Origin of the sequence: Duganella sp. CF402, from assembly GCF_900109645.1 — a bacterium.
GTDB lineage: Bacteria > Pseudomonadota > Gammaproteobacteria > Burkholderiales > Burkholderiaceae_D > Rugamonas.
Map to the genome: position 1 here is coordinate 60,808 of NZ_FOBG01000004.1, position 24,448 is coordinate 85,255.

General features: G+C 63.4%; 14 protein-coding genes. 3 read left to right on the forward strand and 11 right to left on the reverse strand.

What is annotated here, in order from left to right:
- Positions 1–46: 46 nt before the first annotated feature.
- The 4 genes from BMZ70_RS24620 to BMZ70_RS24635 form a co-directional block, all read right to left on the reverse strand.
- The gene (locus tag BMZ70_RS24620) at positions 47–1,378 is read right to left on the reverse strand and encodes a glycoside hydrolase family 5 protein (RefSeq protein ID WP_229205580.1); all 1,332 of its coding nucleotides are present in this window, start codon (positions 1,376–1,378) and stop codon (positions 47–49) included.
- A 100-nt stretch (positions 1,379–1,478) separates the two neighbouring features.
- On the reverse strand, positions 1,479–2,936 hold the full coding sequence (locus BMZ70_RS24625; protein ID WP_092280507.1) for a glycoside hydrolase family 30 protein: 1,458 nt from the start codon (positions 2,934–2,936) through the stop codon (positions 1,479–1,481).
- 480 nt (positions 2,937–3,416) lie between these two features.
- Positions 3,417–5,300, reverse strand: a complete 1,884-nt coding sequence (locus BMZ70_RS24630) for a glycoside hydrolase family 28 protein (RefSeq protein ID WP_229205581.1) — start codon at positions 5,298–5,300, stop codon at positions 3,417–3,419.
- 8 nt (positions 5,301–5,308) lie between these two features.
- Entirely contained in the window at positions 5,309–7,411 is a 2,103-nt protein-coding gene (locus tag BMZ70_RS24635) for a hypothetical protein (RefSeq protein WP_229205582.1), read from the reverse strand.
- A 216-nt stretch (positions 7,412–7,627) separates the two neighbouring features.
- Here BMZ70_RS24635 and BMZ70_RS24640 point away from each other — a divergent pair, with 216 nt between their 5' ends.
- Positions 7,628–10,696, forward strand: a complete 3,069-nt coding sequence (locus tag BMZ70_RS24640) for a TonB-dependent receptor domain-containing protein (protein WP_092280511.1) — start codon at positions 7,628–7,630, stop codon at positions 10,694–10,696.
- Positions 10,693–12,186 carry a glycoside hydrolase family 28 protein gene (locus BMZ70_RS24645; RefSeq protein WP_092280513.1) on the forward strand — a complete coding sequence of 498 codons (1,494 nt, stop codon included), beginning with the start codon at positions 10,693–10,695 and terminating at the stop codon, positions 12,184–12,186. Before BMZ70_RS24640 ends, BMZ70_RS24645 begins: the two co-directional genes overlap by 4 nt.
- A 1-nt stretch (position 12,187) precedes the next feature.
- Here the strand turns inward: BMZ70_RS24645 and BMZ70_RS24650 are convergent, their stop codons facing one another.
- Positions 12,188–13,738 carry a glycoside hydrolase family 43 protein gene (locus BMZ70_RS24650; RefSeq protein WP_092280515.1) on the reverse strand — a complete coding sequence of 517 codons (1,551 nt, stop codon included), beginning with the start codon at positions 13,736–13,738 and terminating at the stop codon, positions 12,188–12,190.
- A 288-nt stretch (positions 13,739–14,026) separates the two neighbouring features.
- Between BMZ70_RS24650 and BMZ70_RS24655 the strand changes: the two genes are divergently transcribed.
- On the forward strand, positions 14,027–14,581 hold the full coding sequence (locus tag BMZ70_RS24655; RefSeq protein WP_092280517.1) for a c-type cytochrome: 555 nt from the start codon (positions 14,027–14,029) through the stop codon (positions 14,579–14,581).
- A gap of 43 nt (positions 14,582–14,624) precedes the next feature.
- Here the strand turns inward: BMZ70_RS24655 and BMZ70_RS24660 are convergent, their stop codons facing one another.
- The 6 genes from BMZ70_RS24660 to BMZ70_RS24685 form a co-directional block, all read right to left on the reverse strand.
- Positions 14,625–15,182: a hypothetical protein gene (locus tag BMZ70_RS24660; RefSeq protein ID WP_092280519.1), complete on the reverse strand. Its 558-nt coding sequence runs from the start codon at positions 15,180–15,182 to the stop codon at positions 14,625–14,627.
- Between the two features lie 45 nt (positions 15,183–15,227).
- On the reverse strand, positions 15,228–17,264 hold the full coding sequence (locus BMZ70_RS24665; RefSeq protein WP_175500825.1) for a M13 family metallopeptidase: 2,037 nt from the start codon (positions 17,262–17,264) through the stop codon (positions 15,228–15,230).
- A gap of 66 nt (positions 17,265–17,330) precedes the next feature.
- Positions 17,331–19,325 carry a M13 family metallopeptidase gene (locus BMZ70_RS24670; protein WP_175500826.1) on the reverse strand — a complete coding sequence of 665 codons (1,995 nt, stop codon included), beginning with the start codon at positions 19,323–19,325 and terminating at the stop codon, positions 17,331–17,333.
- A 91-nt stretch (positions 19,326–19,416) separates the two neighbouring features.
- On the reverse strand, positions 19,417–21,408 hold the full coding sequence (locus BMZ70_RS24675; RefSeq protein WP_175500827.1) for a M13 family metallopeptidase: 1,992 nt from the start codon (positions 21,406–21,408) through the stop codon (positions 19,417–19,419).
- Positions 21,409–21,462: 54 nt separating this feature from the next.
- Complete coding sequence (locus BMZ70_RS24680) at positions 21,463–23,700, reverse strand: TonB-dependent receptor plug domain-containing protein (protein ID WP_092280527.1); 2,238 nt, start codon at positions 23,698–23,700, stop codon at positions 21,463–21,465.
- Between the two features lie 107 nt (positions 23,701–23,807).
- Positions 23,808–24,401 (reverse strand): hypothetical protein, encoded by a 594-nt coding sequence (locus BMZ70_RS24685; RefSeq protein ID WP_092280529.1) that lies wholly within the window; start codon positions 24,399–24,401, stop codon positions 23,808–23,810.
- Between the last annotated feature and the right edge of the window lie 47 nt (positions 24,402–24,448).

The following is a 24,448-nucleotide window of genomic DNA, read 5'->3' on the forward strand; positions in this document are numbered from 1 at the left end:
TGATTGCATAGCTTTGCTTAGTCATAGTCATCTCACTCTTATAGTTTTAACGGAAAGGCTGTGGTGCGGTGCTGCTGGTCATCCAGTCCTGCAACGGCTGGTGGACTTCGTACTGCTGGCTGCCGAAGGACTTGAAAAGGGTTTCGATATCGCCCAGTGAGGCGGTGGTGAAATCGGTCTTGGGCACCGGCGCGCTGGCGGCGTTGGTGACCATGCCCCAGGTGCCGTTGCCCTGGCCGCCGCTATTGGTCACCACCTTCCAGCTCCACGCGGTGGCGGCCCAGCCGTACTTGGCGTAGGTATCGAAGGAAGCGCGGGCGATCTGCGCGCCGAGGTCCAGGCCCTGCCCGGTCCACGGCTGCATCTCGCCAATGAAGAAAGCGGTGTCGACGTTGCGGATGCGGGCGTCCCACTCGCACACGCCGCTGTTGCTGCCGGTGGCGCAGGTCAGCCAATCCTTGTGCACTTGCAGGCCGATCTGGCCCCAGCCGAACAGGCCGGGATAGAAGTGCATCTCGAAGGCGACGTTCGTCATCCCCTGCTCGGACGGCTTGCCGTAGGCGTTGATGCCGCTGTTGTGGCCGGGCAGGATCACCACGTGGTTCGGGTCGACCGCGCGGATGGCGGTGTACAGCGTCTTCACCACGGCGGCGAGGTTGGCGGCGTCGGTGCCCCACGGTTCGTTGAGCACGCTGTAGCCGGCCACGCTGACGCGATCCTTGTAGCGTGCGGCGACCTGCTGCCACAGCCACACGGTGCGCAGCTGGTACTCGGGCGTGCTCCAGTACAGGTTCTTGCCGGCGCAGCCGCTGTGCTGCTCCCAGCCTTGCGCGCCGACCGCGCCGTGCAGATCGAGGATGACGTAGATGCCGCGCTTCTCGGCCTGGGCGATGGCGTCGTCCAGATAGCGCCAGGCGTCGGCGCGCAGCGTGCGCGGATTCTTCTCGTCCTCCACCACGCTGTGGATGAACGGCAGGCGCACCACGTTGAGGCCGAACTTCTGCATCTGGTCCCAGTCGCGGGTAGTGATCCAGTTGTCGCGGAACAGCTGCATCAGGCGCTGGCGCTCGGCATAGCCGAAGCGTTCGTCGAGCTTGGCTTCGAGCTTGCACTGATCGTCGATGCCGGCGCTGCCCTGCCCCATCATCCAGAACTCGTTGATCAGCCAGTTGCCGAGGTTGACGCCTTTCAGCGTGATCTGGTTGCCGTCGGCCTTGAGCCACCTGGTGCTTTGCGTGTGCAGCATGGTCAGCGGCAGCATCGGCACCGGCGTGACCGGGGTCGGCTTGATGACCTCCGCCACCGGCGGAGTGACAACCGGCGGCGGCGCGGACGCGGTGCCACCACCACCGCCGCCACAGGCAACCAATGCCAACAAGCTCAGGCTACAAATCTTGCGAAAAACCATCCTCAACCTCCCTTGTATGGAAGCGCTTCCAGATCAATGCAAAGAAAAGCTGCCTGCGGCAGCACCGGGTTTATTTCCAGGTAAAAGTAGCGACGCTCGCCGCCGGTAAGGTGTAATCGAAACTGCGCTGGCCGACGCGTACCGCGAAGCTGCGCGGTTCTTTGGCCGAGTTCACCACCAGCAGCGCCGTCGAACCATCGTCGGCGTTGCGGAAGGCGACCGTATCCAACTGGTCGTAGCCACTGGTGGACGCGATGCGGCGCGCGCCCTGGCGCACGAAGCGGCTGGCGTGGGCCAGCGCGTAGTACTCCTCGTTGCGTGTGACCTTGCCATCGCGCGAGTCGATGGTGACCACGCCGCGACAATCGTTGCAGCCGCCGAGATGCGGGCCATCGTTTTCATCGAGCGCCAGGTTCCACAGCAGCACGCCCTTGGCCCAGCCGCGCGTGGTGCCGATCACCAGCACTTTGGCGAAGTGCTGCAGATTGTCCGACCACTTCGGCGCCCACTTGCCGCCCGAGCATTCGGTGAAGAAGGTTTCCTTGTCCGGCCAGCGGTCGTGCAGCGCGGCTTGCACGCGCACATCGCCGCCATAGCAGTGCCAGGCCACGCCGGCCACGTACTTGTTGGCGACCGGGTCTTTCAGCACATCGGCCGGCGAGCCGGGCTCGTCCCAGTTGTGGTCCCAGTCGAGGATTTTGGTGTGTGGATGCTCTTTCGCCAGCACCGGGCCGAGATGGCCGCCGATAAAGGCGGCACGCTTGGCGGGATCGACGCGCATGCCGGGATAATCCTTGGGCTCGAAGTGAGGTTCGTTCTGCAAGGTCAGTGCATAGATCGGCACGCCTTCCTTTTCATACGCGCTGACATAGCGCGACAGGTAGTTGGCGAACGGCGCAAAGGCTTCCGGTTTCAGCGTGCCCTGGATCAGGCTGTCGGTCGACTTCATCCAGCCCGGTGCGCTCCACGGCGAGGCCATTACGCGCAGCTTGGGATTGATGGCCAGCGCGGCCTTGGTAATCGGCAGCACATCGGCGCGGTTGGCGTCGATGGAAAAATGCTTGAGCTCCGGATCGGTCTGGCCCGGCGGCATATCGTCAAAGCTGTAGTGATGGCGCGAGAAATCGGAGGCGCCGATGGTCAGGCGCGTAAAGCTGAAGCCGGCGCCGGGCGCCTTGCCGAACAGGTCGTTGAGCAGTGCGCTGCGCTGTTGCTCGTTCAGCTTGTTCTGCATCAGCCAAGCGGAAGCGTCGGTGATAGCGGCGCCAAAGCCGACCATTTCCTGAAAGCGCTGCTTCGGGTCGACCTCGATAATGGTGGCGGCTTTGGCGCCGGATTTGAAGTGGGCGTCGGGATTGCGCGCCAGCAGTTGCGACTGGTCGCCGGTGGTGATCCACGCCTGCACCGTTTGCGCCTGCGCCGTGCCGGCGAGCGTCACCATCGCGGCCGCAAGCAGTGGAAAGAGTGATTTGAAAGACGACGGGCGCAACGCTCCATCGCCCGGCAATGCAGGGCTGGCTGTCAACATGCTGTCTCCTCGTGCAGGCGGATCGTGGTCCGCCCGTCTGACGTTTATTCACTTCTGAATTAAATGGAAGCGTTTCCATTCATTGAAAGAACTATAGCACCGGCAAATATTTGATGTCAACGAATGCGCTAGCGGTGTGGGTTTTTTGTCGGCAGCCACGCCAGAAATGACAAAGCCGCCTTACGGCGGCCTGTCGCTCCAAGAGCATCGCGGCTAGACCGGACGGTCAAAGAGTGGGCTGTAAAGTCATGGTAGGACGCGGCGACGCTTACGTCAACCGAACCTCCAATCGTGTGCACCTTACGCCGAGCAATTCAGGGTCAGCTCTGTCATTTGGACACGCATGACGCACCTTTGATCATTCTCAAGACGCTCCATTTTTTATCTTCAAACGATAATTCCTACCACTCGCAACCTGGCGTAGTTTGATGTATCTCAAAAGTGCCTTCTGAGTGTCCAAATGACAGAGCTGACCCTGAATTACGTCGCTGACAGTTCGAGGTTGTAGCGCTTGCCGGTGATGAGGACGTTCGTCAGCTTCAGGCCCTGGATGTTGTGGATGTACCAGGGCTGGTGGCCGTTGAACGGATCGCCGAAGTCGCTGTCGCTGATGGTGACGTTGGTGATCGGCGATATTCCTGGCTTGCCGGGGCCGTTGTAGCTACTGGCCAGCGGACCCAGCAGCACAAAGGCCTGGTAGCACGAATGCAGTGTGCTGCCCACTTGCACGTTGCCGGCGCGGATGCCGCTGATGTGCACGTCCGACACTTGCGGCGGCCGGCCGCGCATTACGTCGTCCTGCGGCGCGTAGTCGCAATCGAAGACGATGACGGCGCCGCCACCCGATGAGGCCACGTCCGGCGCGATCTCCGCATCCGGCAGGCGCTTGCTGAACATGGGCTGCGTCTTCACGCCGTTTGGCAAATTCAAATTGCGCGCGTGGAAGTGGCGCAGGTAGCCGCCGCGATTCATATTGGTTTTCAAACGGATCGCGGTCCACAAGGGGTTGCTGGCCCAGTGAACGTTGCGGAATTCGATGTTCTGCACGTAGACGTTTTCTATCCCGGCCGCCATTTCGCTGCCCAGCGTAACGCCGCCGTGGCCGCTGTTCATCACACAGTCCTGGATCACGATGTTGCGGCTCGCGCCGAATTGGGTGTCGCGGTTTTTGCCGGACTTGATGGCAATGCAGTCGTCGCCGGTGTTGAAGGTGCAGCCTTCGATCAGCACGTGGTCGCAGCCGTCGGGATCGAAGCCGTCGCTGTTGGGGCCGAGGCTGTTCATTTGCACGTTGCGGATGTGAACGTTGCGGCAGTTGACCGGATGATGCAGCCAGAATGGCGCGCCCTGCACTTGGTAGCCTTCCAGCCGCACGTTGTTGCAGCCGATGAATTGCACCATGCACGGCCGTAGGAAATGGCCGATGCCGAACACGCGCTGCGTCACCGGCACGCCTGCTTCCGACAGCGCAGGCAGGAAGTAGTGATCCGAGCGCCAGGTATCGCGGCCGCCTTCGATTTGCCTTCGCAGTGAAGGGGACAGCGATGGCGCCAGCTTGTCCAGCGTGGCCGGATTGCGTGGATTGATCACGCCTTGGTGATCGCCGGCCGGTGCGCCTTCTGGTTTGATGCCGGTCCAGCCCCACCAGCAGTCTTTGCTGTTTTTGAACGGCACGCCGCCCATGCCGTCCAGCACGCTGCCTTCTTCGCCGGTCAGCGCGATGTTGTCCTGGCCATTGGCGTAGATCATCGGCGAGTAGTTGAGGCAGTCGTTGCTTTGCCAGCGCGAGATGACCAGCTTGCCGTTGGGGCCGCAGTCGATGTCGCCGTCGCGTGCGTAATCGAGCGGGTTGTTGTTGAAGTAGAGGTGCGCACCGGCGGAAAGATGCACGTGGACGTTGGAGCGCAGCACCATCGGGCCGCAGCACAGCCAGTTGCCTGATGGGATGACGACGCGCCCGCCGCCCGCTGCATGGCAAGCGGTGATGGCGGCCTTGATGGCTGCGTAGCAGTCAGGCGAGCCGGCCGCAGGTGCGCTGAGCTGGCCGGGCTTTTGGTAGGCGATAAAACCGTCTACCAATGTGACCTCGCATGGCTGGGCGCCGTAGACGGTGATCACGAAGTCGCGCGGCGGGAGGGCGATCGGGCGCGAGCAGCGCGCGATGATGGCGGCGGCAGCGGCCCAGGGATCGGCGCGCTCGCCGCCAGCAGACGCAGCATCCGCCCCGGCGGCCTGCGCGGCCAATGCCGCAGCGGCGTCCTGCGCCCCAGCAGCTGCCACGGTCGGCGGACCCAAGCGGGTCATGATGACCACTCCGGCGCGCAGCAGGTTGCGGCGGTGGCGGTTGGGGACTGGTTCACGCATTGGGCTCCTCATGGCAGCGGTTGGAATCCCTCGGCCCGCACGACCCAGCCGCTGTCTTGCGGGAAGCCGGGCGCTGGACGCGATGGCGCGCCGTCCCAGCCGCCCGCCATCATGGCGACCGCCGCCAGCAAGGCACTGTTGCCGGGCAGGTAGACCGGCAGGTCGGTATTCGGATTATGCCCCGCCGCCGTGTAGCCGTTGTTCGGTCCATCGGTCTTGAGCAGCACATCCACCGCCAGCTGCGGCGCATCCAGCCGCGCGGCGGTCATGGCGATCATCGGATAGTCCCAGCCCCAGATCTTGGCCTTGAAGTCCCAATCCGCCAGCACCGCATCCAGCGTGCGCCGCATCACCGCGCGGTCCACGCCCGCCCCCGGCAGCTGCCCCAGCGACATCAGGAACGATGGATGGTCATGCCGGCTGGCCGGGTTGTCCCACGTATCCGGCATGGATTCCAGCGCCACGTATTTGCCATCCTTCTGCGGCAAGGCCGAGATCTGCAAACGCTTCTTTTCCCAGTCCGCATCCGGCGTCAAGCCCAGCCGTGCACGCCATTGCTGCGCGATAGCCAGCCCGGTGGCCCAATAGCTCAACTCGTAGCCGGGATTCATGCTGCCGGCCGGATCGTAGATTTCCTGCGCAATCCACAGCGGCGGCCCCAGCACATAACGCGATCCATCCCAGTGCAGCATGGAGGCCATCGCCTCCGCCGTCGCAAACACCAGCTCGCGGTAGCGCTCCAGCGTTTGCGGCGTCGGCGCGCTGCGGTACAAGATCTCAGCCAGATGGATCACATGCGGCTGGTTCCATACGATGAGCGGATTGCCGCCGGGGCTTTCGCGTCCCTGCGGACTGGTCATCTTGGGCCAGCGCGCGCCTTGCAAGCCGCGCGACACTGCAATCTCGCGCGCCACCGGCAACGTCTTCTGATACCAGCGCAGCGCGTTTTCCAGATACTGCGGCCGCCCCCACAGCGCGAAGTGCGCCGTGTGCCACCACAGCATTTCGGTGTGGTTCTTGCCGTACCACGTGGTGGTGGTGAGGCCGCTTTCCTGCGGCGGCATGTCGCCGCCAAACTGGATCGCGGTCAGGTACTGCGACAGCACCACGCGCCTTTCCAGCTCGGCCGCGCGCGGATCGGTGCTGCCGCTGAAATCAATCGCCGCGCCGCTGCGCCAGAACGCCTGCCAATGCGCGGCGCTTTGCGCCAGCACCGCCGCCACATCGGCGGTCTTGCCGATGCGTCCCGGCGCGTAGCTCAAGGTGAAATCCAGGGTCGGCCCGCGCGCCGGCGCGATGTGGAAAGCGTGCGGCTCCGGCGTGGTCACCGCGATGCCGTTCGCGCTGTACAGCACGACACTGTAGCGCGCCGCATCGCGCGTGTGTTCCAGCGCCAGCGTGCGCAGGTTCTGTACCGTCACCCGCGTGGTGTGCGACGCCGGCTGGCTCCAGTCCAGCGGCGGATTGTATTTGACCGCCATGTTGTAGCCGCGCGGCAGCGCCAGCCGCACCAGCAGTTTGCCGTTCGCCAGCAGCGGTGAGCTGACGCGCACGGCCAGCGTATCCTGTCCCGGGCTGACCGCCGTCACCACGCTCACCGGCTGGCCGTCGATGGTGTAGCGGCTGGTCAGCACGCCTTTCCACATATCCAGCTGTTGATCGATGTTGCGGATGTCTTCCAGCGCCAGCGCCGAACCGTCGCCGCGCCGCAAGCCGAGCTGGCCCAGCGGCCACACGTGCGGATTGGTGCGCAGCCACTGCGCCGCCGGCGTATCCATGATGGTCGGGTAGCCCACCGTCTTGCCGTGCGCCGTGTAGTCGCGGTTGGCGTCGGCCAACTGGTAGCCGTTGGGATTCGGATCCTCATGCCACGACCAGCGCGCTTGCGTCTCCAAAGCAATGCCCTTGCTGCCGTAATGGTCAGGGAAAGTCTGCAGCCCTGTCACATCGGCGGTGAAGCAGAACTGTCCGTTGCCGACGCTGAGCGGCGCCCAGACATCCACCGCCTTCAAATGCGGATTGTGTCGCCCGACCAACGCCCGCCGGTCGATGGGGGCGGCCACGGCCATGCTGCTGGCAACCACACATACTAGCGCTATGGTGCGCTTCATCTCAGTCTCCATTTGCTCACCAATCGCATCAAACGCTCAAGGAACGGCGATCATACCCACCAAATGCAACAGTTTTTAGGGCCAAACAATCAACTTGATGACTATAGCTGAATTAGTCAAATCGTTGACCGAATTCGGATTGACGCTCTCACCCCGACCTCCATACCATCGGTTCAACCGTCTGACGGTGACAAACCAAAAAGAGGAGACAACATAATGAGAACGAAACAAACCGCGATAACGAACGCCGTTCTTCTGCTTGTAGCCGGCATCACCGGTGCTGCCAGCGCGCAGGAAGAAGCGGCCGCACCAGCCAAGCCGGAAGAGAACCAGGTCGTCATCACCGGCTCGCGCCTGGCCAACCGAGGCTTCCTGGCGCCGACGCCAGTCACCGTGGTGGACGCCACCGAGTTGAAAGTGTCGGGCACGCAGAATCTGGAAAACCTGCTCAACGACACGCCGCAATTCACCGCCAACCAGCTCAACAGCCCGACCGCCAACACCGTGCAGGCCGGCCAGCCATCCGGCACCTCGACCCTGAACCTGCGCAACCTTGGCCCGACGCGCAACCTGGTGCTGGTCAACGGCCGCCGCTACGCCATCACCGGCCCGGACTTCACCACCGACATCAACACCATCCCGACCGCGCTGGTGAAGCGGATTGAAACCGTGACCGGCGGCTCGTCCGCCGTGTACGGTTCGGACGCCATCTCCGGCGTGGTCAACTTCATCCTGCGCGACAATTTTGAAGGCGCGGAAATCAATGTGCAGGGCAACTGGGACCAGCCGACCCGCACGCCAACCAAGAGCATCGACCTGACCGTCGGCGGCAACTTCGATAACAAGAAGGGCAACGCCGTGCTGTCGGTCAACTTCCAGGACCGCCAGGGCATGACGCGCGGCGATCTGGGCGGCTACGCCACGCCGTCGCTGGGCGATGGCTGCGTGACTTCCGCCTCGTGGTCGGCCACCCGTCCCGGCACGCCGCTGAGCGTGCCTTCCGGCCAGACCTGCCTGTCGGCCGGCGGCCGTCCGGGGCTGGTGTACAGCGGATCGTCCACCGTGCCGACCGGCCGCATCGGCAACCTGCCGCTGTACGGCTCGTCCGGCTCCAACGCCGCGCTGGATGCGGCAATGGCCGCCGCCGGCCTGCAAGGCATGAGCACGCTGGGTGCGGTGTTCGATTCGACCGGCAAGGTGGTTCGCCCTTACACCACGGCCGACGCCTACGACCTCGGCCCGCTGTCCTACGTGGTCACGCCGCAGAAGCGCTGGGTGGCGAATGCCTTCGCCCACTACAATTTCAACGAGTACGCCACCGGCTACACCGAGATCCACTTCAGCAACAACACCGCCAACGTGCAGATCGCGCCGGCCGGTGCGGGCGCCAACTTCCTGGTCAACACCAACAATCCATACCTGAGCCCGCAGATGCAGGAAGTGCTGCGCCAGTTGGACCTGAAGGAATCCGGCACCACCCGCGTGACCAACGGTTCACAGACCCTGACCACCACGCCGGGCGACGGCCTGGCCGTGCTCAACCTGAACCGCCGCCTGACCGATATCGGCACCCGCTTCGCCGCCACCGACCACTCGACCTTCCGCATCGCGCTGGGCCTGAAGGGTAAGCTGAACGACGTGTCGGAGCACTACCTTACCGACCTCAAGTACGACATGTACTACACCAACAGCCGCACCACGGAATCGCAATTCCAGAGCGGCTCGATTTCGCTGAGCCGCTACCAGAACGCCATCCTGGCGCAGGGCGGCGCGGCGCCGGTGCTGAATCCGTTCGGCCAGAACATCACGCCGGCGGCGGCCAGCGCGGTGTCGATTGCGTCCAACTCGGCCATCACGGCCGAACAGCAAGGCCTGGCGGCCAACCTGACCGGCAAGCTGCTGGAACTGCCGGCCGGCCCGGTCGACTTCTCCGCTGGCGCCGAGCACCGCCATGCGTACAGCCGCTATTCGCCGGATGCATACTTGTCCTCGGGCGACGTGTCGGGCTGGAATGCGGCGCGCGCCACGCAGGGTGAATCGACTGTGAAAGAGGTGTTCGGCGAAGCGCGCGTGCCGCTGCTGTCGGACAAGCCGTTCGCCAAGAACCTGAGCCTGAGCGGCGCCTTCCGCCGTTCCGCCTACGACATCGAATCGGTCGGCACCGTATGGACCAACTCGGTCGGCACCGAGTGGACGCCTGTCGATAGCCTGACCTTCCGCGCGCAGAAACAAAAATCGATCCGCGCACCGAACGTGGGCGAACTGTTCGGCGGCCAGGGCACCAATGGCCCGACCGCGACCGACCCATGCTCGAGCCGCCAACCGGCCGCGCAGCAGACTGCCGCCGTCAAGGCGCTGTGCGTGGCGACCGGCGTGCCGGCCAACCTGGTGTTCGATCCATCGGTGCAGCCGACCAACTTCCTGACGCAAATCGTCGGCGGCAATCCGAACCTGAAGGCCGAGACCTCGCACACCACCACCTTCGGCGCGGTGTTTGCACCGAAGATGGTGCCGGGCCTGCAAATGAGCGTGGACTACTACAAGATCACGCTGGACGATGCGATTTCGACGCTGGGCGGTGGCGGCATCCAGTCGGTGCTGAACCTGTGCTACAACACCATCCAGAACGCCAACAGCGTGTACTGCAAGGCCATCAACCGCGATCCAGTCACCGGCCAGATCGCCGCGCCGACCTATGTGATGACCACGGCGGCCAATATCGGTGGCATCAAGACCGAGGGCTATGACCTGGCCGGCCACTACGGCTTCCGCAGCAGCTGGGGCCTGATGGGCGCCGATACGCGCTGGAATATCGACACCAACTGGACTTATGTAAAGGAGCTGACTTTCACGCCGATCCAGGATCTGCCAAGCATCACCAACCAGTGCGTGGGCAGCTTCGGCCAGACTTGCGGCCAGCCGGTGCCGAAGTGGAAAGGCACGGCGCGCCTGACCATGAATACGGGCAAGCTGATGCTGTCGGCACGGGCGCGCTACATCGGCCCAGTGACGGTGGATACCTATGTGCTGCCGTCCACCTCGGGCGGTTCGGCGCCAGCGCTGGATTCGCTGACCAATCCGAAGATCAAGGGCTACACCTACCTCGATCTGACGGCCGGTTACGACTTCACCAAGTCGGTCAGCCTGACGGCGGGCATCCGCAACGTGCTGGACAAGGATCCTCCAGTGCTGGGCTCGTCGCAGCTGCCGGCGAATAACACCATCGCCGCGACCTACGACCCGCTGGGCCGCAACCTGTTCTTCAGCCTGAACGTCAAGCTGTGAGCGGCCACAACCTGCAACGCCGGCGCGTGACGCTGGCACTGGGCGGCGGCCTCGCCACCGGTCTGCTGGGGCCGTGGCTGGCCCCGGCGGCAGCGGCCTGCACGGCTGATGCCGGTTGGGCCGGTCCGCTGCGGCGCGAGCTGGATGCGATGGCGGCGCAGCTGGTGCGCACGCTGAAGCCGTGGCCGGCCCCGGCGCGCGTGGTCACGCCGGAGCAGCATGGTCTGGCGGCTGGCGGTGGCCTCGCCACCGCCGCCATCCAGCGCGCCGTCGACGCCTGCGCAGCGGCGGGCGGCGGCACGGTGCGGCTGTCGCAAGGCGACTACCTGAGCGGCACCATCGTGCTGCGCTCCGGCGTGATGCTGGAAGTGGTCGCCGGCGCCCGCCTGCTGGCCAGCACCAATCTGCAAGACTATCCCGAGCATCGCGCCCAACGCCCCACGGTCCAGGACAGCAACATGGGCATGAACCAGTCGCTGATCTTCGCCGAAGGCTGCGAGCGCATCGGCATCTGCGGCAAGGGCCTGATCGACGGACGCGGCACCAAGGACAACTTCCCCGGCGAAGAAACCACCGGCTCCACGCCCGGCCGCCCATTCCTCATCCGCATCATCGATTGCAAGCACGTGGTTATCCGCGACGTCCACATGAAAGACTCGCCGTGCTGGATGCAGAACTACCTCAACTGTGAAGATCTGCTGATTGACGGCATCCACGTCGAAAACCAGGCCAACCACAACAACGACGGCATCGACATCGACAGCTGCCGCCGCGTCATCGTGCGCAACAGTTTCGTCAACGCGCAGGACGACGGCATGTGCTTCAAAGGCGCAGGGCAACGCACCGCCGAACACATCCTGATCGAGAACTGCCAGTTCTACAGCACTTGCAACGCGCTCAAGTTCGGCACCGATTCACAGGGTGACTTCCGCAACGTACTGGTGCGCAACGTGACGCTGGGCGGACCGGCGCAAAACATGCGCGCCATCAACCGCCGCAAGGCCGACGGCGGCATCTCGTGGGAAATTGTCGACGGTGGCACGCTGGAACGGGTGCTGGTGCACGACGCCCGCATCGTGCGTGCCGAAAGTCCGCTGTTCCTGCGATTGGGCGACCGTGGACGTGTGCGGCCGGAGCAAAAGCGGCCGGGACCTGGCGTGCTGCGCTACATCGTCTACGACCACATCAGCGGCGACGACAACGGCATGCGCGGCTCCTTCTTCACCGGCGTGCCCAACGCGCAGATCGAACACGTGCTGCTGCGTGATGTCGACCTGACCATGACGGCGGCAACCGGCCCAGCCGCCATCCCGGCCGAGATTCCGGAAGCACCGGCGGAGTATCCCGATCCGCACATGTTCTCCACCGTGATGCCAGCCTATGGCTTGTGGGCGCGACACATCAGGCACCTCAGCTTGCAGCGGGTTCGCTTCCGCGTGGTGGGCAACGATGCGCGGCCGGAAGTGCTGGCCGACGCTTGCCGTCAATGAGTTAGTGAGCGACGCGGAACCAGTCGACGTCGATATAGCCGCCCGTGCCCTGCTTCGCGTAAGTGAACACGGCCGGGCGGCTGCCTTTCCACCATGAGAACTTCGCCAGCGGCGTGACCGGGCCGGCCTGCATGTACGGCCCCTTTTCATCCATCGCGTAGGAGAACTGCACGGTCTGGTCTTCCTTCACCATCGCGCGCAGGATGACCGCACCAGCGTCAATCTTTGCAATGCGCGTTTCCTCGCCGGCATTGGAATAGGTGAGATAGTTCACGCCCTCTTCCCGCACCACGCCGACCCACGGCACCTTCACACCGAACAGGCTCAGGCCGGCGCGCTGGGTGTCGGTCATGCCCTTCAACTCCATGCGCGTGGTGATATCCGATTGCGGGCCTTGCAAAATCTGCGTCAGCGTATTGCGCGCGCCGACCAGATAGGTGGACTGGCTGGCCTCGATGCGCATGAAGCCCGGCCGCTTGCTCAAGCTCCAGCGCGTGTTGTCCGGGTTGTGATTCCACGACCACTGCAAGCCCAGCTTGGTAGACGAGAACTCGTCGCTGTCCTGCAGCTGGTAGCCGGGCGACTTTTCCGCCGTGTCCGGTGCGGCATGCTTGAGTACCGGCGTGCCTTCATCGCCCATCACCGGCCAATCATCCTTCCACACCACCGGCTGTAGATGCGCGATGCGGCCGAACGCGCCGGTGCTGTTGAAGTGGATGAACCAGCCCTGCCCCGACGGCGTTTCAACATAGCCGCCCTGATGCGGCCCCTTCAAGCCATTGCCCGGCTTGAGCGCGAGATGCGTTTCATACGGCCCCTCGATGCTGCGTGAACGCAGCACCGCTTGCGGCCCGGTCTCCACGCCGCCGATCGGCGCAAAGATGTAGTAGTAGCCGTTGCGCTTGTAGACCTTGGGGCCTTCAAAGATGGGCAAGTTGACCTTGTCCTCGATGATGGTCTTGCCGGCGTCGTACAGCGTCTTGCCGTCCGGGCTCATGGCGTGCAGGATGCCGGGACCGGCGCCGACCCTGGAATGGACGAGGTAAGCCTTGCCATCGTCATCCCAGAACGGACATGGATCCTCGTAGCCGGGACCGGCCAGTACCATCACCGGCTCCGACCACGCGCCGGCCGGATCGGTGGCCGAGCTCATAAAGATGCCTTCGTTCGGCGTGGCCCAGTAGACGTAGAAGCGGCCGTCGTGAAAACGTATCGATGGCGCCCATACGCCGCCTGCATAGCGCAGGCCATCGCCAACAGGCTTGGACACGGCGTCGGTCAGCGGGAACGGCGGCGCCATGTCGTAGGATGGATGGAAATTCAGCCTGGGCAACACATGGCCGACTATCTTCCAGTGCACCAGATCCTTCGACGACAAAATCGGAATCCCCGGCGAAAAATGGAAGCTCGACGCAACGAGGTAATAGTCGCTGCCGACACGGATCATATCCGGATCCGAATAATCAGCATAAATCACCGGATTGGCGTACTCCGCCGCCCCGCCCGCCCCACACACCAGCGCCAACCCCACCACCAGATTCCGCAATTTCACAAGCCATCTCCACGGTTCAGATAGCTTGGCAGTAAAGCACGGCCACCAGCGTAACGGCAATCAACATTGTGATTTTCAAATGCGCTGTTTATTCGGCAATTTTTGATTTAAGTCAAAATTGTTGCAAATAATTCCCAAACGCTTCGAGGTTGCGTTGCAGCATCTTAAGTTTGCGTTTCCTTCGAGGCATTCTTATGTCTATAATCAGCCGTTTGGTGAATGTTTTACAAGGTAGCAGCTGCTGATCCACTCTTTGCGCCACCCGGCTTGAAATTAGTTAAGGAAATCATGAGCGACGCACATAACGAACACGAATCCGCCATCAAGACGCCTAAACAGCTGGTTGCAGCGGTTATCGGCTTCTTCGCAGTAACCATTTTTGGCATCATCCTGCTGGTCCAGTATGTCACGACTGACAAGCTCGCCGGAGCCGGCTCCAACAGCCAGGCACCGGAAGAAGTCGCCAGCCGGATCGCACCGGTGGCCGACGCCGGCTACACCCTCAAAGACGCCAACGCACCGAAAGTGCTGCAAACCGGCGAAGCCATCTACACCTCGACCTGCGCGGCCTGCCACGGCGCCGGCGTCGCGGGCGCACCGAAGTTCGGCGATGCCGGCTCATGGAGCGCGCGCATCGCCCAAGGCTACGACACCGTCGTCAAGCACGCCGTCGACGGCCTGCGCGCCATGCCAGCCAAAGGCGGCAATCCGGACCTGGACGATGTGGAAGTCGCGCGCGCCGTGGTCTACATGGCCAACAGCTCGGGCGGCAAATTCAAGGAACCAGCCGCACCGGCGCCAGCTGCAGCACCTGCGGCGCCAGCCGCCGAACCGCAAAAATAAACTGCGGCTCAAATGACAAAACCGGCCTGCGCGGCCGGTTTTTTTATTTGCACAGACCGAATGCTTTGCGGTCGTCGAAGTAGCGGTAGGTGAAAGTGCGCATCGGATACTTGGTGAGCGCGATTTCAAACGCCGGCGGCGTGATATCGAAACGCGCCGGCAGCTTTTCCGTCACGCGCAAGCGCACGCGCCAGATGGTTTCATCGCCAGTGGCGCCGGCGATCAGCATATCCGGCACCTTGGGAATCTCTTCGACAATCTCGGGACGCGAGGTGGTGGTGCGCTGATAGAAGCTCACCAGCTGCGCCTTGGCCAGCACCGGTCCTTTCGGCGCGGTGACGTTGTAGTCACGACTGAGGAACAAAGCGCGCTGGCCGCGCGGCACAATGTAGACAAAGGTGAATTCGGCGCCGCCATCCGGCAGCGTCACCGGCGGCGTGGTCGACACGCTGATCCCGCGCGGCAGCTCGAAGCGCGAGCCATCCTGCCAACTGGCACACTCCGGCGTGGCCGCCATGTACACATCAACCGGCGTATAAGACTCGCCGCAAGCACTGAGCAGCAGCGGCAGGATGAGGGGAACGGTATAACGCAAGCGCATAATAAAAACGGGCTTCTTGAAATCAGAAGCCCGTAGTTTACTGCATTACCACATGATCACGCGGTCTTTTGGCGCCAGGTACATCTTGTCGCCTGGCTTGACGCCGAAGGCGTCGTAGAAGCCTGGCTGGTTGCGCATGGTGCCGTTGGCGCGGAACTGGCCCGGCGAGTGCGGGTCGGTCTTCACTTGCTGGATCTGCGCCGCTTCACGCATCTTCATGCGCCACACTTGCGCGAAGCCCATGTAGAAGCGCTGGTCGCCGGTCAGGCCGTCGATCACCGGCGCTTTCTTGCCCTTCAGCGACAGCTTGTAGGCTTTGTAGGCGATCGCCACGCCGCTGTTGTCGGCGATGTTCTCGCCCAGGGTCAGCTCGCCGTTGACGTGGTAGCCGGGCAGCGGGCTGAACTGGTTGTACTGCTCCACCAGCATCTTGGTCTTGGCCGCGAAGTTTTTGTGATCCGCAGCGGTCCACCAGTCGCGCAGGTTGCCGTCGCCGTCGTACTGGGCGCCCTGGTCGTCGAAGCCGTGGCTGATTTCGTGGCCGATCACGCCGCCGATGGCGCCGTAGTTGACCGCGTCATCCGCATCCGCGTTGAAGAACGGCGCCTGCAGGATCGAGGCCGGGAACACGATCTCGTTCATCTCCGGGTTGTAGTAGGCGTTGACGGTTTGCGGCGTCATGCCCCACTCGTCGCGGTCGATCGGTTTGCCCAGCTTGTTCAGTTCCTTGTTGTAATCGAACTGGCGCGAACGCATCACGTTGCCGACCAGGTCATCCTTGGTGACCACCAGCGCCGAGTAGTCGCGCCATTTGTTCGGGTAGCCGATCTTGGTGGTGAACTTGGCCAGCTTGGCTTGCGCCTGCTTCTTGGTGACCGGGCTCATCCAGTCCAGCTTGTCGATGCTTTGCTTGTAGGCGACCAGCAGGTTTTTCACCAGCGCTTCCATGCGTGCCTTGCGCTCGGCCGGGAAGTATTCCGCCACGTACAGCTTGCCGACGGCTTCGCCCAGCGCGCCTTCGGTCACGCTCACACCGCGCTTCCAGCGTGGACGCTGTTCGGTCACGCCGCTCAGCACGGTGCCGTAGAAGGCGAAGTTTTCATCGACGAAGGCTTTGCTCAGGTAGGCCGCGTTGGCGCGCACCAGTTGCCATTGGAAGTAGGCCTTCAGCGTGTCCAGCGGGGTGCTGTCCAGCAGCGCCGCAACACCTTTCAGGTAGCTCGGCTGGCTGACGATGACATAGCTGACTTTGCCTGCCACGCCGGCGTCGGCCAGGTAGGCATTCCAGTCATGGCCTGGCGCCAGTTCGCCCAGCTTGGCGATGTCGACCTTGTTGTAGGCCTTGACCGGGTCGCGCAGTTCGACCTTGGTCCACTGCAGCTTGGCCAGTTCGGTTTCGAAGGCAACAATGGCGTGCGCGGTGGCGGCAGCATTGGCGTTGCCAGCCAGCGTCAGCATCTTGGTGATGTGCTGCTCGTACTTGGCCAGCGTGTCGGCCAGCTTGGCGTCGTCGGCTTTCAGGTAGTAGTCGCGGTCCGGCAGGCCCAGGCCGTCCTGGTACAGGTCGGCCACGTACTTGGTCGAGTCCTTGTTGTCCTGGTGGACGCCGTAGGCGTATGGTGCTGTCACGCCGATCTGGTTGAAGTGCGAGATCAGGGCTGGCAGTTGTTTCTTGTCGCTCAGCGCGGCGATCTTGGCCAGTTCCGCGTTCAGCGGCGACAGGCCCAGTTGTTCCAGCTTGGCTTCATCCATGAAGCTGGCGTAGAAGTCGCCGATGCGCTGGGCTTCCGGACCGCCGGCCTTGTTGCCGGCGGCGCCTTCGATGATCGCGCGCAGTTGCGGCTGGATGTCATCGCGCAGCTTGGCGAAGGTGCCCCAGCTGGCTTTGTCGGCCGGGATCTCGGTCGTGGCCAGCCACTTGCCGTTCATGTGAGTGAACAGGTCGTCCTGCACGCGCACGGCCGGATCGATGTATTCGACGGCGATGCCGGAGGTCGGCTTGCTTGCTACTTTGGCGCTGGCAGGAGCGACGCTTTTGGCGCTGTCCGCAGCACCGGCCAGGCCTGCGATCAGGCTCAGCATTAATGCACTTACGAGGTGACGTTTCACGAGTTTTCCTTCGAGGTTTTTTAAGTACGATTTACTACGTTACCACATGATGACGCGGTCTTTGGGCGCCAGATACATCTTGTCGCCCGGCTTGACGCCGAAAGCTTCATAGAAGCCCGGCTGGTTGCGCACCGTGCCATTGGCGCGGAACTGATCCGGCGAGTGCGGATCGGTTTTCAGGTAGACGATTTGCTGCGCGTCGCGGATCTTGGCGCGCCACACCTGGCCGAAGCCCATGTAGAAGCGCTGCTCACCGGTCAGGCCGTCAATGACGGGCGCCGGCTTGCCGCCCAGCGACAGCAGGTAAGCCTTGTAGGCGATGGCCGCGCCGCTGTTGTCGGCGATGTTCTCGCCCAAGGTCAGCTCGCCGTTGACGTAATAGCCCTTGACCGGGCTGTAGGCGTTGTACTGCTTGACCAGCATCCTGGTCTTGGCCGCAAAGTTTTTATGGTCGGCCTTGGTCCACCAGTCGCGCAGGTTACCGTCGCCGTCGTACTGCGCGCCCTGGTCGTCGAAGCCGTGGCTGATTTCGTGGCCGATCACCGCGCCAATGGCGCCGTAGTTGACCGCGTCATCGGCCGCCGCATCGAAGAACGGCGGCTGCAGGATGACGGCCGGGAACACGATCTCGTTGAGCTCCGGGTTGTAGTAGGCGTTGACGGTTTGCGGCGTCATGCCCCATTCATCACGGTCGATCGGCTTGCCCAGCTTGTTGACTTCCTTGGCGTACTCAAACGCGCGCGAGCGCTGCACGTTGCCGGCCAAATCATCCTTGGCCACCACCAGCGCCGAATAGTCGCGCCACTTGTTCGGATAGCCGATCTTGGTGGTGAACTTGGCCAGCTTGGCATGCGCCTCTTTCCTGGTGTCCGGCCCCATCCAGTCCAGCGTATCGATGCTCTGGCCGAAGGCGGTCAGCAGGTTCTTCACCAGCTGCTCCATGCGCTCCTTGCGCTCGGCCGGGAAGTGCTGCTCGACATACAGCTTGCCCAGCGCCTCGCCCAGCGCGGTATCGGTGGCGTTGACAGCGCGCTTCCAGCGCGGCTCCTGCTCGTTCACGCCGCTCAGCACCTTGCCGTAGAACGCGAAGTTCTCCTGCGCGAACGCCTTGGCCAGGTAAGGCGCGTTGGCGTGCAGCGCGTGCCACTGGAAGTAAGCCTTCCAGGTCGCCAGCGGCGTCTTCGCCAGCAGCTTGTTGAAGCCGGTGATGTAGCTCGGCTGGCTGACGATCACGTAATCGACCTTGCCGGCGATGCCGGTGTCGTTCAGCCACGTACCCCAGTCATAGCCGGGCGCCAGCTTGGACAGCTTGTCCAGCGGCACCTTGTTGTAAGCCTTGACCGGATCGCGCAGCTCGACCTTGGTCCACTGCAGCCTGGCCAGATCGGTTTCCAGCGCCACGATGGCTTTGGCGTCGGCCGCGCTGTTGGCGTTGCCGGCCAGCGCCAGCATTTTCGCCACGTGCTGCTCGTACTTCGCCAGCGCATCGGCCAGTTTCTTGTCCGATTTTTTCAGGTAGTAGTCGCGGTCCGGCAAGCCCAGGCCATCCTGATACAGGTCGGCCACATACTTGGTCGAATCCTTGTTGTCCTGGTGGATAGCGACGCCGTACGGCACGCTGTAGCCGTAGCGGTTGAAGTGGGCGATCAGGGCCGGGATCTGCTGCTTGTTGGTCAGCGCGGCGACACGGTCGAAGTCCGCCTTCAGCGGCGCCAGGCCGACCTGCTCCAGCCGTGCTTCATCCATGTAGCTGGCGAAGAAATCGCCAATGCGCTGCGCTTCCGGGCTGCCGGCCGGATTGGCCGCCGCCGCTTCGATGATGGCGCGCAGCTGCGGCTTGGTGTCGTCGTCCAGCTTTTCGAACGAACCCCAGCTGGCCTTGTCGGAAGGGATTTCCGTATTGGCCAGCCATTTGCCGTTCAGGTTGAGGAAGAAATTGTCCTGCGGACGGACGGCGCCATCGATGTTGCCGATGTCGACGCCCGAGGTTTTCGGTTCAGCATGCACGCCGGCCGAAGCCAGCAGCGCCAGCATCAGCGCGCTTACGAGGTGGTTTTTCAAGTCTATATCTCCAAATGTATAGGCAAGCCTCGGAACAATAGCAAAAAAACCACCCCCGGTCACGTCACCAGATGGTCACGCGCTGTTCCGGCGCAACATACAGCTTGTCGCCCGGCTTGACACCGAAGGCTTCGTAGAAGCCCGGCTGGTTGACCACAGGGCCGTTCACGCGGAACTGGCCCGGCGAGTGCGGGTCGGTCTTCACCTGCAGGATCTGCTGGTCTTCGCGCATCTTCACGCGCCACAGCTGGCCCCAGCCCATGAAGAAGCGCTGGTCGCCGGTGAAGCCGTCGATCACCGGCGCGGTCTTGCCGGCCAGCGACAGCTTGTAGGCCTTGTAGGCAATCGCGGTGCCGCTGTTGTCGCCGATGTTCTCGCCCAGGGTCAGCGCGCCGTTGACGTGGTAGCCCGGCAGCGGGCTGTAGCCGTCGTACTGCTTGACCAGCGCGTCGGCCTTGGCCTTGAAGTTGGCACGGTCTTCCTTGGTCCACCAGTCGCGCAGGTTGCCGTCGCCGTCGGACTGGCTGCCGCCGTCGTCAAAACCGTGGCCGATTTCGTGGCCGATCACCGAGCCGATGGCGCCGTAGTTCACCGCATCGTCGGCGCGCACGTCAAAGAACGGCGGCTGCAGGATGGCGGCCGGGAACACGATCTCGTTCATGGTCGAGTTGTAGTAGGCATTGATGGTCTGTGGCGTCATGCTCCACTCTTCGCGGTCGATCGGCTTGCCCAGCTTGCCGATCATGCGCTGGTGCTGGAAGTACTCGGCGCGCAGCACGTTGCCCATCAAGTCGTTCTTGACGATGGACAGCGCGCTGTAGTCGCGCCATTTGTTCGGGTAGCCGATCTTCGGCGTGAACTTGGCCAGCTTGGCTTGCGCTTCCAGCTTGGTGGCCGGGCTCATCCAGTCGAGGCCGTCGATGCTTTGCTTGTAGGCGACCAGCAGGTTCTTCACCAGCGCGTCCATGCGCTCCTTGCGCTCAGGCGGGAAGTATTCCGCCACGTACTGCTTGCCCAGCGCTTCGCCGAGGTTGGCTTCCACCAGCGCCACCGCGCGTTTCCAGCGCGGCGGCTGCACGGCCACGCCGGTCAGCACGGTGCTATAGAAATCAAAATGGGCGTCGGCGAATTCTTTCGACAGGTAAGGCGAGGCTTCGCGCAGCAGCTGCCATTCGAAGTAGGTTTTCCAGGTCGCCAGGTCGATCTTTTCCAGCAGCGCGTTGAAGCCGGCCAGATAGCTCGGCTGCTGCACGATCACGTAGTTGACCTTGTTGGCCACGCCGCTGGCGGCCAGTGCATGGCCCCAGTCGAAGCCCGGCGCCAGCTCGGTCAGCTGCTTGATGTCCATCTTGTTGTAGCGCTTGACCGGATCGCGGTTTTGCACCTTGGTCCACTGCACTTCCGCCAGCGCGGTTTCCAGCGCGACGATTTTCTTGGCGTTGGCGTAGCCGTTGCGGTCGCCCGACAGGGTCAGGATTTTGCCGACGTGCAGCTCATACTTGGCCAGCGCGTTGGCCATCTTGGCGTCGTCTTTTTTCAGGTAGTAGTCGCGGTCCGGCAAGCCCAGGCCGCTCTGCGTGATGTAGACCGCGTACTTGGTCGACTCGCGCGCATCCGGGCGCACGTACATGCCGTACGGCGTGGCCACGCCGATCTGGGTCAGGTGGGCGAACAGCAGCGGCAAGCCCTTCTTGTCCTTGAGCGCGCGGATGCGGTTCAGCTCACCGGTCAGCGGGCGGATGCCTTGCTGGTTCAGCTTATCCTCATCCATGAAGCTGGCGTACAGGTCGCCGATTTTTTGCGCCTCGGTGCCGGTCTTGGCTTTTTCGGCGGCGGTCTTCTCGATCAGGCCGCGCAGCTGCGACAGGGTATCGTCGCGCAGCTTGGCGAAGGTGCCCCAGCTCGATTTGTCGCCCGGGATTTCGGTGGTCTTGATCCAGCTGCCGTTGAGGTAGGTGAAGAAGTCATCCTGCGGACGCACACTGGTGTCCATGTTGGGAATTTCGATGCCGGAGATCGGCGCCGCCGGTTCGGCGGCGGTGGCAAAAGCGGTCATCAGGCTCAGGGCCAGTGCGGTCAGCAGGCGTGGTTTCACAGCGTATCCTCTTTTTTAGAATTTCATTTCGTATTTGACGCTCCAGACCGTGTAAGTCTGGTTAATCGTATTGGCCACCTGGGCCAGGCCATTGGTGGTGACCGTGTTGACGCCGATAGCGTCCTCCGCCGCCAGATTGCTGGCGGAGATGCGCACCTGGTTGCGCGAATTGAACTTCCACAGCGCGTAGGCGTCGAACGAACGCTTGCGGCTAGTGTAGACCAGCTGCGACAGGCTGCTCTGGATCAGCGTTTCCGGCGTCCAGTTCAGGCTGCCGCCGAGCGTCAGCGGCACGTCCTTCATGCGGTAGTCCAGGCCGAGGTTGGCGGTCTGTTTCGGTTGCGCGTCGAGGCGGTTGTTGGGACCGGGAATGTCATCCACGCTGGACCAGAAGCGGCTGTAATTGGTGCGGAAATCGATGGCCGGCGCGTCGGCGTATAACTCCTGCAGCTGGAACTTGGCTTCCAGTTCGATGCCCTTGGTGCGCGCGTGGACGATGTTGCGCGGCGTGGAGACCCAGCGCGGACCGGTGCTGGTGTCTTGCAGCGTGATGTCGCGGCGGATCAAGTCGTCGATATCGCGGATGAAGCCGCTGGCGCTCAAGATGCCGGCGCGGCCCAGATAGTGTTCGTAGGCGACGTCCAGCCCGGTGGCCAGTTCCGGCTTCAGGTTGGGATTGCCGGTGCGGTCGGGCCGGGTGGCGCTGTTCAGGCGCGACAGCGACGGCAAGGCGATCAGGTCCTGGATGTTGGCCGCCTTGTAGCTCTTGGTCAGGCTGGCGCGGATCTGGTCCTTCTCGTGGCCGGGAATGCGGTAGACCGCATGCAGCAGCGGGCTCAGCACGCTGCTGGTGTTGCTGATCTCGCCGCCGCCCCCACTGCGACGGCTGCTGGTGCGTATGCCTTCCCAGCGCACGCCGGCATAGCCCGACCATTGCGCGGAGATATCCCACTCGTCCTGCGCGAACACGGCCAGGCGGCGGGTGTCGGCGGTGAGGTTGTCGCCCGAATCGGCGAACTGGGCGTTGCCGTCCTTGTCGACCGAGGTCTTGGTTTCCTCGCGGTGGCCGAGCTCGATATCCCAGCCGGCCGCCAGCCCATGTTCCTTGCCGATCGGCGTGCTGTACTTGCCGCCGGTGCTGGCGCTGCGGTCGCGCACGCTGGCGGTGTCGGTGAAGCGGTCCAGCAGCGTGCCGGCGTTGTCGTACTGGTAGCGCAGCGAATCGCTGTCGCTGTGGCCGCTGCCGAAGCCGAATTTCACATCCAGCTTGGCCGCGCCTTCCAGCTTGTGCACCCAGTTGCCGAAGCCGCGCAGGAAGGTGGCTTCGCTGTGGGCGTGGGTCTGTGCGAGATTGTATTCGGGCGGCTGCAGCAGGCTGGCCGGCACTGCGCCGGGCGTTTGCGTCAGGTCGCTGCGCGCATCGCTGTCGCTGCGGTTGACCATCACGAAGGGCTGGAAGTTCAGCGTGTCGCCGCTGGCGAACTTGTAGGACAGGCGCGGCGTCAGGTGCAGGCTGCGGGTTTCGCGCTGGGTCTGGTCGACGACGTTCTCGTTCTTGGTCTCCACGCCGTCGCTGCGGGTGTCGACGTTGTGGGTGTCGGTGTGGTCGTGCTGGTGGTTCTCGGCGATGGTGCCGGTCAGCAGCCACGTCAGGCTACCGGTCTTGCCCGGTACGGTCAGCGAAATATTCGGCGCGTGGCGGCCCTGCTCGACGGTGTCGGTCAGCTTGAGCTGGTTGTCGCGCTGCTGGTAACCGTCGCGCAGGATGATGTTGATGGTGCCGGCAATTGCCCGCGTGCTGTGCTCGGCCACCGGGCCGCGCATGATTTCAATCCGTTCCACCTGGTCCGGCGACAGCGATTCCATCGAAAAGCCGGCCGGCGGCCGTTCGCCGTTCAACAGGATTTGCGTGTAGCCGCTGCCCATGCCGCGCATGCGCACATCGCCGCCGCGACCGGGACGGCCGCCCAGCGTGACGCCGGGCAGGCGCTTGAGCACGTCGCCGAGGTTGCTGTCGCCGTTGCGGTCCAGTTCCTCGCGACCGTAAATCTGCTTGCCGGCCACCGAATTGCGGCGCTCGGCCATGTCGTCGGCGCGGCCGCCGCTGATGGTGACTTGCTGGATCTGCTTATCCGCCGCCGCCTTGACGGCGGGCTGCTGCGGCGCGACGGGCTGGGGATCGGTTTGCGCGCCAGCCTCGGCAGCGCCCAGCAGGACCAGGCACAGGCCGGCCTGCGGAAGTAATTTGTTCATGATGGTCGTGGATGGAATTCTTGCGGAAGAATTCTACCGTCATGACCCGCCGCCAAGCCGCTTGGCGCCTGCTTTTTACTTTTCGATACACGGCATAGGTGGAACCCTTAGCCGCCCGGCAGGGTGACGTTGAGGCCGCCCGGACCGCCGCTCATGCCGCCGCCCATACTGCCACCGCCGCGTCCGCCCTTGCCGCCGCGATGCTCGCCGCCCTCTTCCTTGCGTTCCGGACGGCTGCCACCGCCATTGTCTTGCACGCGCTGCAACTGTTCTGCCACCAGTTGCACCACCGACTGGCGCTGGCCTTCGGTCAGGGCGTCGTTGACGGTCAGCCACCATTCGCGCAGCTGCTTTTCCTCGGCCGCGCTGAGATTGGTTTCCTCGTCCATCGCCTTGCCCAGATCGCGCAGTTCTGCGTTAGCGCCCTGCGCGCCGGCCAGTGCGGCGGCCTGCAGGCGCTCACGGCGCGCCTTGCGCTCGGCCAGCAGCTTGCGGGTGCGCGATTCGGTCTGGGCCCACAGGGTCTGCTGGTTGGCGTTCAGATTCAGCGATTTTTTCAACTCGGCCGCCATCGGGATATAGTCCTCGGCGCGCATCTCGGCGACCGGCGTGGCAAACGCCGAAGTCAACATTGCCGACAATGCCAGCGCAGCGCTGATGCGGCTCAACGCGGCCGGGACGGGGAAAGACAACAATCGCATGGAGACTCCGTAGGTAAAAAAAAGCCAGCGCTTGGGGCGCTGGCGAA